The sequence below is a fragment of the Bacillus sp. X1(2014) genome (assembly GCF_007678255.1).
Map to the genome: position 1 here is coordinate 20,227 of NZ_VEED01000017.1, position 12,500 is coordinate 32,726.

Consider the following 12,500-nt stretch of genomic DNA (forward strand, 5'->3'; position numbering starts at 1 on the left):
ATCGGGGGTTGTGTCTAAATGAGGGTAGAGGTTCTGAAACCAGACAGGGTTAATGGCTTTATTGAGTATTGCAAGAAACATCGGGATGAGGTGGATGATTCTTTTTTGTATGAAGAGGATCTAAAGGAATTTACGCCCAATGCCGAAAATCCGACTTATATTGTGATGGATCAACAAGGTGATATCATCGGGACGGCTTCGCTGATTATTGATGAATACAATCGTCGTGGACAGCGGGCCCGCTTTCGAATTTTTCATTCCGAAGATGAGAAGCCCATCATTTATAAGAAGCTGCTTCAGGCATTGTTAAAGCATACAGAAGGACTAAGTCAGCTTTACATTTTTATTCCTTTGAATAATCAACCCTTGATGGGGGTAATGGAGCAGTTAGATTTCTCAGTGGAGAGATACGCCTTTTTGCTGGTTAGAGAAGACATCGATGTTCCTGACTTGAACATACCGGAGGATTATCGGATGAAATCATTTACACCAGGAAAAGATGAAGGGATTTGGAGTGAAGTACGCAATGCTGGGTTTGCGAACCTAAAGGGCAATGAAACACCTGTCACTCCAGAAATGGTGGCCAAAATGGCTGCAGGTAACGATTACTTAGAAGGCGGCATGAAAATTCTTTATCATTTCGAAAAACCTGTGGGAATCGTAAGGGGCGCCGACGATGAATATGAAAATGCCCCGATTATGAATATCGGTCCACTTGCAATCCTCCCAGAATTTCAGGGACGAGGGCTTGGCAGACTACTCCTAAGAGCTTCCCTTCAGTTTGCTAAGGAAAAAAAATACAAAAAAACCATCCTCTCGGTTAATGGAGAAAATGAACGGGCGCAGTCATTATATATTAAGGAAGGTTTTAAGCAAGTTGAGGGGGTAGCTTGCTACGAATATATTTTGCAGGGGTAAACGGATTATAGACTATAAGCCATTGCATGTATTAGAATAACAGGGATGAATGGAGGTATAGAACAGATGTCTAATTTACCGAACTGCCCAAAATGTAATTCAGAATACACGTACGAGGATGGAAGTCTATTTGTTTGCCCAGAATGTGCTCATGAATGGAACTTAGAATCAGAAGTGGAACAGGAAGAGCAAAAAGTTGTGAAAGATTCCAATGGAAATGTATTAACCGATGGAGACTCTATTACTGTCATCAAGGACTTAAAAGTAAAAGGGAGTTCTTCGGTTTTAAAAGCAGGTACAAAAGTTAAAAACATCCGCTTAGTGGATGGCGACCATAATATTGATTGTAAGATTGATGGTTTTGGAGCGATGAGTTTAAAATCTGAATTTGTTAAGAAGTTGTAGAGTCAAAGAGCTAGGTAGAATGCCTAGCTTTTTACATAGAAAAAAATTTCTATTTTGCAAGGGGGAAATTGTGATGGAAAAAGTACTTATTCTCGGTGCAAGCGGGCTTGTTGGGAGCGCTTTACTCAATGAATTTAAAGATGAATTTGATCTATACGGAACCTATTCCACTTCGTTAACTAGTCTTCCTGATGAGAAGCAGTTCCAACTGGGAGTTCATCAAATCGATAAGTTAAAGGAAATTATCCAATCCATTAAACCTGAAATCGTGATTTCTTGTCTAAGAGGAGATTTTGACCAACAGTTGATGTTTCATAAAGAATTGGCTCTAGAAATAAAACATACTAGAAGCCGTGTGTATTACTTTTCTACCACTAATGTATTTGATGGCGATTTATTAAAACCCCACACAGAATCGGATAAACCGATGGCCGAATCAGATTATGGGAATTTCAAAATTACATGTGAGAATATACTAAAAGAAATTTTGGATGAACGAGTAATGATAATCCGCATCCCAGCGATATGGGGGAAGAATTCCCCAAGGTTCAAATTGATTAAAGAAAGCATCAAAAATAATAAAGTAATCGATGTATATAACAATTTGGTATGTAACAATCTTTTAGATGTTCAGTTAGCAAAACAACTACGTTTCATAATTAAAAACCAACTAAAAGGGGTCATTCACTTAGGTACGAAAGATAGTATGACGCAGGGGCAATTTTTTAAACAGGTCATAAGTAAACTTGCGAGTGAAAAGAACATATTACGCTATCAATCTTATCAGGACAAAGATGTTACTTATTATTTTCAATTAACTTCAAATCGTGAGGATGTCCCAAGTTTTCTACAATGTACGAACGAGGAGATTATAGGCTACCTAATATAAAATATGTTGAAGAGCTTGGTTGCCCAAGCTCTAGTTGACGCTAACAATGTCCCATTTCTACATGATAATTTTTCTCAGTCAGAGCTTTATGCAATAGATCAATATGATCGTGGTTTTTAGTCTCAACCGAAATCTCAATCTGAGCATAACCAGGATAAATATCCTTGCCGATTCGATGAAGATTAACGGATTGAACATTGGCATCTAAATCAGTAATCGAGCCTAAGACCCGCTGCAGTTCACCAGGTTTGTCTTTTAAAGTAATTATAAAATTAGCGTATCTGCCAGACTCTACCAAGCCCCGTTCAATAATTCTTGAGATAAAATTCATATCGACGTTCCCACCGCTTAACACAGCCACCACTTTTTTCTCCCTTATATTTATTTTTTCATAAAGTAAGGAAGCAAGTGAGACGGCACCCGAACCCTCTACTAACAGCTTATTTCTTTCCAATAGCATTAGCATGGTCCTTGCAATTTCCATTTCGTCGACACAAAATACATCGTCCACATATTTTTGAACCACATCAAACGGTTTCAGTCCCGGTTTCTTTACAGCAATTCCATCTGCCATTGTCGGGGTTGAATCCACCATAACGGGTTTATGTTCAAACAGGGACTGTTTCATACTTGGGCAGGCAAGTGCTTGAATACCGTATACAGATATATTAGGATTTTTTTCCTTGATAGCCGTAGCGACACCAGCAATCAGTCCGCCGCCGCCAATAGGGCAAATTACAGCTTCTACTTCAGGGAGTTGATCAAGAATCTCTAATCCCACCGTTCCTTGCCCTGTCATAATCTCTTCATCATCAAAAGCATGAATAAAGGTTGCCCCCATTTGCTCTTTTAGTTCTAATGCATAGGCGAGAGCGTCATCGAATGTGGCACCCTCTAAAATTACTTCCGCACCATATTGTTTAGTAGCTAGGATTTTACTAAGTGGAGCTCCTTTAGGCATCACAATTTTGCATGGGACGCCAAGCATATGACTAGAATACGCTACTCCCTGAGCATGGTTGCCAGCAGATGCAGCGATTACTCCTTTTGAAAGTTCTTCCTGAGAGAGAGAATTTAGCTTATTAAAGGATCCCCTCACTTTAAAAGAACCTGTTTTTTGAAGATTTTCAAGCTTTAAATAAACTTCATTGTGAGCGAGCTGACTAAATGTTTTGGAGTAATCAAGGGGAGTGGTGTGAACAATTCCCTTCATTTTCTCGCGTGCTACGATAATATTATCGATGTTCAAGTTTTTTCCTCCTCCGAGCACAAGGTGTTTCTTTTTAGGATGTACTGGAGAAATTAAACTATGTCTAATTTTCGTTCAAATCCAACACTTCCTGCCTCTTGATGTTTAATACGATGTTGACTTTGGTTGTGTAATTAATTATTATATGTTTAAACATTTGAACATTTAAGCGTTTAAACACTTAAACGTACGTGAATTAAATAAACATTGGAGGATCATAAATGATGAAGAAGACGGCATTAATTACAGGGGCAACAAGCGGTTTAGGTTATGAGTTTGTTAAGCTGTTTGCCAATGATGGCTACAATCTCGTACTAGTTGCTAGAAACGAGAAAAGACTTAAGGAAATCCAGCAATCCTATAAAAATATAGAAGTGACCATCATCCCTAAGGATTTGAGTGTCCATGGTGCTGCTAAGGAAGTTTTTGAGGAAATGGAAAGTAGAGGAATAGACATAGATGTTCTGGTGAATAATGCCGGTTTCGGGTTAATGGGTAAGTTTGATGAACTGGATATCCAAAAAGAATTAAATATGATTCAATTAAACATATCCGCACTGACTGAATTAACTTATTACTGTTTACAAAAAATGAAACAAAGGAATAGCGGTAGAATTTTAAATGTTGCAAGTACTGCTGCATTCCAACCTGGTCCACTAATGGCTGTGTATTATGCAACGAAAGCTTTTGTTCTTTCGTTTTCAGAAGCACTTGTTGAGGAGATATCTGGCAGCTCCATTACTGTTACAACTCTTTGTCCAGGTGCAACGAAAACAAATTTCGGTTCTGTTGCAAGTGTTGAAGGCACGAAAATGTTCAGCCGTGCGATGGCTTCAGATCTAGTAGCACAAAGCGGTTATAAAGCATTAATGAGTGGGAAGCGCGTAATTATTACAGGAGGATTTAATAAGGCAGGTGCACTTGGAGCTAAATTTATGCCAAGAAGTATTGCCGCTAAAATTGCCAAGTATGTCGCAGGGGATAAGTAATTACTAGGTTTTGAAAAAGGAGAAAATCTTTTTATGGCACAGCAAGCTATTGATGTATTTAGAGCATGTATACCGTTATTTACCGCACTTAGTGATCCAGCAAGGCAGGATATTATCCTTTTGCTGGCAGAACATGAGCGGTTAAATGTTAATGAAATTGCCGAGCAGTCGAACCTATCACGCCCGGCAATTTCCCATCATTTAAAAATTATGCGCGACAATCACCTTGTGGAAATTGAACAAAAAGGTACACAGCGCTATTATTCACTTTCTTTAAATCAAGGTGTAAAACAATTGAAGCAGCTGATAAATATCGTTGAGAGTGAGTGTATTCTTTAGCTCATTCTTTTCTTTATTTTATCCTTGTTGGAGTCCTTACTAAAATTTTCTTTTTATGATAGGGTGAACCGTGCCATATGTAAATGAGGTTTTTGGGTTGAAATTTTTGGTGATTGCAATTAGAGAATTTGATTCCACACTCAGCGCATGTGCAGTTTCAAAGACCGGACTCCACGAGCGAAAATGATCATCTTAGAGTTGTGTATGTGCTCGTTTTACCGGAAACTTACAGATTTGCACTTTTCATCGAAGGCTCAGGATAACGGGTGCCAAGGCTGCGCCAATGGGAACTGCTTCGTCGATTCTTGACTATTCTTCCTTCGTCAACTACATGGACAATGCACCGATGTTTTCCGCTAGGTAAGATCTGCGTTTTGTTTTTGGAACCTGGTATTATGTCGTCTCCTTACCTTAGCAGCCAAGCGACGGTGCTGCTGTTAACGCTGCAAACAGGTTCTACCGTTGCGGTATTTGGTATCGGTGGGGTTGGTGTCAATGCGATTCAAGGGGCTCATATTGCAGGTGCTGCCAAAATTATTGCGAGTGATATGAAGCCGGCTAACCCTGAAATCGCGAAAAAGTTCGGGGCTACTCATACGGTTAATGTTGCAGAACAAAATGCAGAAGAAGCTTTAAAAGAGTGGACAGGCGGATTCGGTGTTCATTTCGCTATCGACTGCTCCGGCCATACAGGAGCGACAGAAAGTGCTTGGAAAGGAACAAGAAAAGGCGGTACCATTGTGGTAGTGGGAGCTTTCAACACAGCTATGGCACTCAATTTACCGGCAGGAGGCTTCCATCGCGTCGGTAAAATACTAAAGGGCAGCTTTTATGGAGATACACAGCCTTATCGCGACTTCCCTATCATTGCCCAGCTTTATCTTGATGGCAAATTTATGCTGGATGAACTCGTTCTTGATCGTATCCAGCTAAATGACATTAATAAAGCAATCGACAGCTTCCATGACTGCAATTGCATCAACGTTGGCAGAACAGTGGTTGAGTTTTCATCACAAGAACAAAAGGAACTAGCAGATACGTCTGACAGCCTATTAACTATATAAAATAAGAAAACAGACCGTCTCATGGCCAGACGGTCTGTTCTTTTATTCATCCTTTTTTTATGCATCTCGTTCTTCCATTAATTTTACAATAATTTCTTCTATAAAAATAAAGAATACAGTTCGAGTTTTTTCATAAGGTAACAATTTTCCATTTTGAACAGATTTGGTTAAATAAAATATATTATCTACTTGTAAAGTTTGAGAATTGTCATATTCCTCCAAAATCAACAATATTTCAGCCCCTTTAGACTTTGCTCCGTTGAAAAGGTTCTCAAAAGAGGCGAATTTGCCGGTTACGGAAAAAACAATTAAAAGCGTGTCCTCATCCACTAAATGCTTCGCATGATCTTCTCCCTGGCTCACTAAAATATGTTTTCCAGAAACAAGCGCAAGCTTATAAGCAAAGTATTCTACACAAATAAAGGATGGTCCCAATCCAAATAGCACAATTCTGTTGTACTTCTTATAAAGAGTTAAAAACTCATCCACTAATGTGGGGTCAAAATTATCTATAAAGTGTTTTAATCGTTCAAGCTCACTTGAAGTTTTTTTGTCTTCCTGAATGATTGGCTGACCGCCAAAAAATTGTTTATATTGTTTAAAACTTTCAAACCCAAGTTTTCTTACAAGTTTGGATACTTTTGAAGAAGACACATTACAATACTCAGCGGCCTCTACTATTTTTAAATGATCTTTTTCTTTAATAATTTCAGCAAGTTTATTATGAACCGAAAGCTCCAGCTCATTTAATTTATTTAAATTAATGTTTATGGTCTTTCCCTCTCTTCTCATTTTAGTGCTTAATGAAAGTATACCATAGTGGAAAATTTTCCGCAATATGAATTTTTTTTTAAAAAAATAGAAAATTTTCTTAAGAATCCGTTTACATTTGGAGGTATTTATAGTAAATTAACGTTGTAAATAATAAAAAACATTTAAGAGGAAGGTTAAACATGACTGCTCATAAAACTGATATAAAAGATTTCTCAATGAATTTTTTTAGCTTAAAAGGAAAAGTAGCCATTATCACTGGAGGAAATTCAGGATTGGGGCAAGGCTTTGCCTTAGCACTGGCAAAAGCAGGGGCAGACATTTTTGCAGTCAGTATCGCTGATGACAATGGTGAAACGAAAAACATGATTGAAGCAGAAGGCGTCCGGTACCATTTGATGATTGCAGACGTTACTCAAGAGGGTGCTTGTAAAAAAATTGCAGAAGAATGTATCAATACATTTGGAAAAATAGATATCCTCATGAACAATGCAGGCATTTGTATCAATGAACCAGATGTGACGAAGTTTACTCGACTTCAATGGGATAAAATGGTCTCAATCAATTTAACTGCAGCGTTTGAATTATCTCATGAAGTGGCGAAGTATATGATTCCACAAAAAAGCGGGAAAATCATTAATACTTGTTCTTTGTTTTCCTACCTTGGAGGCCAATGGTCACCTGCATATGCGGCAACGAAACACGGTTTAGCAGGCTTCACAAAAGCATATTGTGATGAATTAGCTCAATTCAATATTCAAGTAAACGGTATTGCACCTGGCTATTTTGCTACTGCCGTTACTGTAGAGACTAGAGCGAATCCTGCAGCCAATCAACGAATTTTAGATCATATTCCTGCCAATAGATGGGGAAATATCTCAGATTTAATGGGTACAGTTGTATATCTAGCTTCAAACGCTTCCAATTATGTAAATGGAACTCTCGTGAATGTTGATGGCGGATACTTAGTACGATAACGAAATATAGAAATCGATAAAAGGAGAAATGCTGCGATGGCGAATGAACAATTATTAAAAGAAGAAACTACGAAGATTAAAGAACAATTGTTAAAAGAATTAGAGGTAATTATTTCAATCGAACAAATAAATACCGATCATGAAGCATTATATGATGCATCTTCTGACCGATATCAAAAATATGCAAAAGCTAAAAAGGTCCTTGACGTCCCAATGCCAATGGCGATAGTATATCCACACTCTACAGAAGAAGTACAGGCACTTCTGCAGTTCTGTAATGAAAACAAGATCAATGTGATTCCTCGTAGTGGAAAAACAGCTACAGAAGGCGGTCTGGAAAACTGGAAAGAAATCGCTATGGTTATCGATGGGTCAAGAATGAATAATATCATTAAAATCGATCCATATAACATGCAAGCAACTGTCCAAGCAGGTGTAAAACTACAAACATTGGAAGATGAGCTGCGTAAAATTGGTTACACAACTGGTCACTCTCCACAGTCTAAACCAGTTGCACAATTTGGTGGATTATTGGCAACAAGAAGTATTGGACAATTCTCCACTTTATACGGTGCGATTGAAGATATGGTTGTTGGATTAGAATGTGTATTTCCAAACGGTCACATTTCTCGAATCAAAAATGTTCCAAGAAGAGCTGGAGGACCGGATATTCGACACATTGTCATCGGCAATGAAGGAACATTATGTTATATCACAGAAGTTACGGTGAAAATTTTTAAATACTATCCTAAAAACAATGTGTTCCATGGTTATTTATTAAAAGATGTTGATACGGGTATTAAAGTTTTAAGAGAAGTGATTACAAACGGCTTTAGACCATCTGTGGCACGTGTTTATTCTGAAGAGGATGCAAGACAACATTTCTCTCATTTCTATAAAGACAAATGTGTGTTGATTTTTATGACAGAAGGGCCAGCTGGTATTGTTAAGGCAACGAATGAAGCAATTGAAGAAGCGGTTGCTAAATTCCAAGATGGAATCGTTGAAAAAGTTGAAGACCAATTAATCGAAAATTGGTTTAATAACTTGAATTGGACGCAGGGACACATTGATCGTGAATTCCAAACAATGGTTGATCATCATAAGCATGATGGTTTTACAACGGAAGTATCAGCTGACTGGGAAAACATTACAAAGATTTATCACAATGTAATGAAAAGAGTAATGGAAGAGTTTGATAGAATTGAAGACATAACCATGCTTGGTGGACACTCATCCCATAGTTACCTAAATGGAACCAATATGTACTTTGTTTATAACTATAATATTAATTGTGCACCAGAGGATGAAATGAGAATTTATCATCATCCAATCCATTCCATTATTATTGAAGAAACATTGAAACTTGGCGGTTCCATGTGCCATCACCATGGCATTGGAAAATATCGTACCGAGTGGACAGAAGAAGAGCATGGATCTGCTTACTATATGTTAGAAAAATTAAAAGAAGCTTTTGACCCTAATGGCATCATGAATTTTGGTACAATCTTCCCTCAAGAAGAGGGCATAAAATATATAAAAGGTTAATAAAAGGTGATTATATGAGCGGGTATGTAATGGGGATTGATAATGGCTCGCAAAGTACAAAAGTAGCCATTTATGATGTTGAAGGTAATGAAGTTGCTTTCGGATCTTTTCAATTAAGAGAAACTCTATCACCTGAGCCAGGGGTTGTCATCCATCCCGATGATGATTTATGGGACAGTGTGTACGGAGCTATTAAAAATTGTCTAGCCCATTTTACTGGCAATCCTAAAGACATTGCTGGAATTGGACTTTGTACCATTAGATGTTGTCGTGTTTTATTAAAGGAAGAGGGCCATCTAGCTTATCCTGTGATAAGCTGGATGGATTCCAGACTTAACAAACCATATGTACATTCTGATGATCAAGTAAAGTATGTGACGACTACCTCTGGTTATCTAGGCTTTCGGTTGACAGGGGAATTTAAAGACACTGCTTCCAATTATGAAGTTCACTGGCCATTGGACCGCGAAACGTTGGATTGGTCGAAAGACGAGGAAGTATTTGAGGCAAATGGATTGCAAAGAGACATGGTATTTGATCTTGTAAAACCAGGCGAAAAGCTGGGAATGCTGAGACAAGAATTGGTCGAGGAGTTTGGTTTCCATCATGATATACCAGTAGTAGCGACAGCTAACGATAAAGCTGTAGAGGCGCTGGGTTCCGGAATTAAGGACGAAGGTACCATCATGATCTCGCTTGGAACATTCATTTCGTCCATGCTGTTACGAAATGAATTTAAGGAAAATGCCCTTAATTTCTTTCCAACGCTTGCATGTATTCCATTTAAATATGTTTATGAATCAAATGGAATAAGACGTGGTATGTGGACCGTGAGTTGGTTTAAAAAGCTGATTGGTGAAGAACTCATTACAGAAGCAAGAAAACTAGGTGTATTGGAAGAGGAATACTTGAATATGAAAGCACAAGATGTTCCAGTCGGCAGTGACGGTCTGATTACCATTTTAGACTGGTTATCGACACCATCTATACCATATCGAAAAGGTGTCATGATTGGTTTTGATCAGCGCCATACAAAATACCATATATACCGTTCAATTCTGGAAGCGATTGCTTTTAATATTAAAAACAATATTGATGATATGTTAGAGGAAATAGACGTACAGTTAAATGATTTAGTAGTAATAGGCGGGGGCTCCAAAAGTGATGTGATAATGCAAATTATTGCGGATCTTTTTGGATTGCCAGTTCACAGACGTGCAGGCAGCAGTAGTGCTTGTTTAGGAGCTGCTATATGTGTCTGCCAACATCTATCGATTTACAAAGATTTTTATGAGGCTGCAAGTAAAATGGTTAAAACTCAACAAACGTTTATACCGAACCAAAATAATCACGTACTCTACAATACCATTAACGATACTGTCGTTAAAAAGGTGAGAGTTCATACCGATGAAATTTTAAAACTATCTTATCCCATTTTTAGTTAAGAAAAGAGTGATTTTGTGGCAGAGAAAAATTATAAAAGGTATTTCCAATTTTTCCTCATTGTTTTAGCAGCAGGATCGATATTTCCACTTATCTATTTAAAAACAAATTATCAAGAAACGATTTTGGAAGTATACGGAATTACTCTTAAACAATTAAATGGCATTTTTTCCGTTTTAGGTGTGGCTTATCTTGTGGGATACTCTCCAAGTGGCTGGCTTGCTGATCGATTTTCCGCAAAAAAACTTTTATTCATTTCACTTTTGGTTTGTGGACTTACCGGACTATGGTTTGCTCAAGTTCCGAGCTATTCAATGGTTTTAGTGATATTTGGTATTTGGGGATTTTTTTCCGTATTCACCTTTTGGGCAGCTCATTTAAAACTTGTAAAGTTAATTTCTAAAAAGGAAGAAGAAGGAAGATTTTTTGGTGCTTTAGATGGTGGCCGTGGATTAGTAGAGGCCATATTGGCAAGTATAGCATTATTTATTTTTACAAACGTTTTGGGAGACAGTACAGCATTGGTTCATAAGAAAGAAGCGTTACAATTTGTGGTTTACATGTACTCTGCTGCGCTTATTTTGGTATCCGTACTCATTTTATTTTTTGTTAAAGAAGACAAATCTTCTATTAAAAAAGAATCTTCTTCTAAAGCGGCAGAAACCAGTAAAAAAATTAATGTGAACGATTTCAAACAACTATTCAGTAATAAGTTCATATGGCTGCTAGGCGGCATCATATTTATGTCTTATATTGTGACCTGGGCCGTATATTATCAGGGTGGATTTTTACAAACGAACATCAAAATTGATGCCGCAACTGTAGGTGAAGTGACTGTATTAATGCTTTGGATGCGGCCGATTGGCGGGTTGTTAGGCGGATTTTTAGGTGATAAATTTGGGAAAAGCAGTATCCTCATGATCGCCTTAGGGTTAGCTGCCACTTTTTTAATTGCTATATCAATCTTACCAATTACGATGCCTCTCATTTACTTTAAAATCCAAGTCGTCATGATAGGTTTAATGATTTATACCATTAGAGGTCTTTACTGGTCGTTACTTGGAGATTGTAAGGTAGATGAAAAGATACTCGGTCTGGCGATTGGAGTTGTATCCTTTATAGGCTATACACCTGATATTTTAATGCCTATCGTCAATATTGTATTGTTTAAAACATACGGACCTAACGGTGGATATAATGGATACTTCATCTTCTGTGCCTGCGCGGCTATCCTCGCTATCTTCATGACGTTAATCTTTAGAATGTCAGTAAAGAAGGAAGCTAGAAAATCAATTATATCAGATGAACTCATTGCAAAAAATGCCTGAAATCGGCGAACCTTTATCCATTCAACACGTAGAACTTAGTGAGCCAAAAGCGAATGAAGTTCTAGTGAAAATTAAAGCAACAGGTGTGAGCCACAGTGATTTAAACTCTTTAAATGACTTGAATACGCCGACACCAACAATTCTTGGACATGAGGGAGCAGGAATTGTTGAATCGGTTGGGGCAAATGTCACCAACGTGAAAGTAGCTTTAACCTGGGTTCCAAATTGCGGAACATGTGAATTTTGCGTGACTAGGGAAGTTCACTTATGCGAATCTGCATTTGGGCCAATGTTTGAAGGAACGCTGTTAGATGGAATGTGAAGCCATTCCGTGATTTCCCCATCATTGCAGAAATGTATTTAGATGGGAAATTCAAACTGGTAAGCTCGTGTTTAATCGGATTGGCTTCGAAGACAAATTACCCTTTATAGAGGAAAACATATCTCTATGCTGACAAGGTGATCGTGGTAACCAATTAGGAAGGGATGTTGGAGATTATTATACCGGATTAGGTGGATAAATTTTTGTTTTCCAAGGAAAGAGGCGGCAGTGAAATGCTTCCTGCCGCCTTATCAAATT

Annotated in this window: 13 protein-coding genes; 11 read left to right on the plus strand and 2 right to left on the minus strand. The window is 37.9% G+C overall.

Going from position 1 to position 12,500, the window contains the following annotated elements; genetic code table 11:
* The first annotated feature begins 18 nt into the window (after positions 1 to 18).
* The 3 genes from FS608_RS23335 (at position 19) to FS608_RS23345 (ending at position 2,212) form a co-directional block, all read left to right on the plus strand.
* Complete coding sequence (locus FS608_RS23335) at positions 19 to 918, plus strand: GNAT family N-acetyltransferase (protein WP_144554958.1); 900 nt, start codon at positions 19 to 21, stop codon at positions 916 to 918.
* Between the two features lie 66 nt (positions 919 to 984).
* Positions 985 to 1,323, plus strand: a complete 339-nt coding sequence (locus FS608_RS23340; RefSeq protein WP_144554959.1) for a zinc ribbon domain-containing protein YjdM — start codon at positions 985 to 987, stop codon at positions 1,321 to 1,323.
* A 73-nt stretch (positions 1,324 to 1,396) separates the two neighbouring features.
* Positions 1,397 to 2,212, plus strand: a complete 816-nt coding sequence (locus FS608_RS23345) for a sugar nucleotide-binding protein (protein ID WP_144554960.1) — start codon at positions 1,397 to 1,399, stop codon at positions 2,210 to 2,212.
* 40 nt (positions 2,213 to 2,252) lie between these two features.
* On the opposite strand, the gene ilvA is transcribed toward FS608_RS23345, so the two are convergent.
* A complete protein-coding gene (ilvA, locus tag FS608_RS23350; protein WP_144555029.1) occupies positions 2,253 to 3,425 on the minus strand; it encodes a threonine ammonia-lyase in 1,173 nt (390 codons plus the stop codon).
* A 257-nt stretch (positions 3,426 to 3,682) separates the two neighbouring features.
* Between ilvA and FS608_RS23355 the strand changes: the two genes are divergently transcribed.
* The 3 genes from FS608_RS23355 (at position 3,683) to FS608_RS23365 (ending at position 5,853) form a co-directional block, all read left to right on the plus strand.
* Positions 3,683 to 4,450: an SDR family NAD(P)-dependent oxidoreductase gene (locus FS608_RS23355; RefSeq protein ID WP_313958732.1), complete on the plus strand. Its 768-nt coding sequence runs from the start codon at positions 3,683 to 3,685 to the stop codon at positions 4,448 to 4,450.
* Positions 4,451 to 4,483: 33 nt separating this feature from the next.
* Complete coding sequence (locus FS608_RS23360) at positions 4,484 to 4,789, plus strand: ArsR/SmtB family transcription factor (protein WP_144554961.1); 306 nt, start codon at positions 4,484 to 4,486, stop codon at positions 4,787 to 4,789.
* 380 nt (positions 4,790 to 5,169) lie between these two features.
* Positions 5,170 to 5,853 carry a zinc-binding dehydrogenase gene (locus tag FS608_RS23365; protein WP_260871788.1) on the plus strand — a complete coding sequence of 228 codons (684 nt, stop codon included), beginning with the start codon at positions 5,170 to 5,172 and terminating at the stop codon, positions 5,851 to 5,853.
* 57 nt (positions 5,854 to 5,910) lie between these two features.
* On the opposite strand, the gene FS608_RS23370 is transcribed toward FS608_RS23365, so the two are convergent.
* On the minus strand, positions 5,911 to 6,690 hold the full coding sequence (locus FS608_RS23370) for a MurR/RpiR family transcriptional regulator (RefSeq protein ID WP_144554962.1): 780 nt from the start codon (positions 6,688 to 6,690) through the stop codon (positions 5,911 to 5,913).
* Positions 6,691 to 6,806: 116 nt separating this feature from the next.
* On the opposite strand from FS608_RS23370, the gene FS608_RS23375 reads away from it, so the two are divergent.
* The 5 genes from FS608_RS23375 to FS608_RS23395 are packed head-to-tail and all read left to right on the plus strand — an operon-like array spanning position 6,807 to position 12,242.
* On the plus strand, positions 6,807 to 7,601 hold the full coding sequence (locus tag FS608_RS23375) for an SDR family oxidoreductase (protein WP_197032301.1): 795 nt from the start codon (positions 6,807 to 6,809) through the stop codon (positions 7,599 to 7,601).
* Between the two features lie 36 nt (positions 7,602 to 7,637).
* Entirely contained in the window at positions 7,638 to 9,149 is a 1,512-nt protein-coding gene (locus FS608_RS23380; RefSeq protein WP_144554963.1) for an FAD-binding oxidoreductase, read from the plus strand.
* A 14-nt stretch (positions 9,150 to 9,163) separates the two neighbouring features.
* Positions 9,164 to 10,594 carry an FGGY-family carbohydrate kinase gene (locus FS608_RS23385; RefSeq protein ID WP_144554964.1) on the plus strand — a complete coding sequence of 477 codons (1,431 nt, stop codon included), beginning with the start codon at positions 9,164 to 9,166 and terminating at the stop codon, positions 10,592 to 10,594.
* Positions 10,595 to 10,609: 15 nt separating this feature from the next.
* Complete coding sequence (locus FS608_RS23390; RefSeq protein WP_144554965.1) at positions 10,610 to 11,920, plus strand: MFS transporter; 1,311 nt, start codon at positions 10,610 to 10,612, stop codon at positions 11,918 to 11,920.
* Entirely contained in the window at positions 11,895 to 12,242 is a 348-nt protein-coding gene (locus FS608_RS23395; protein ID WP_260871789.1) for an alcohol dehydrogenase catalytic domain-containing protein, read from the plus strand. The genes FS608_RS23390 and FS608_RS23395 overlap by 26 nt, the downstream gene beginning before the upstream one ends.
* Positions 12,243 to 12,500 lie beyond the last annotated feature (258 nt).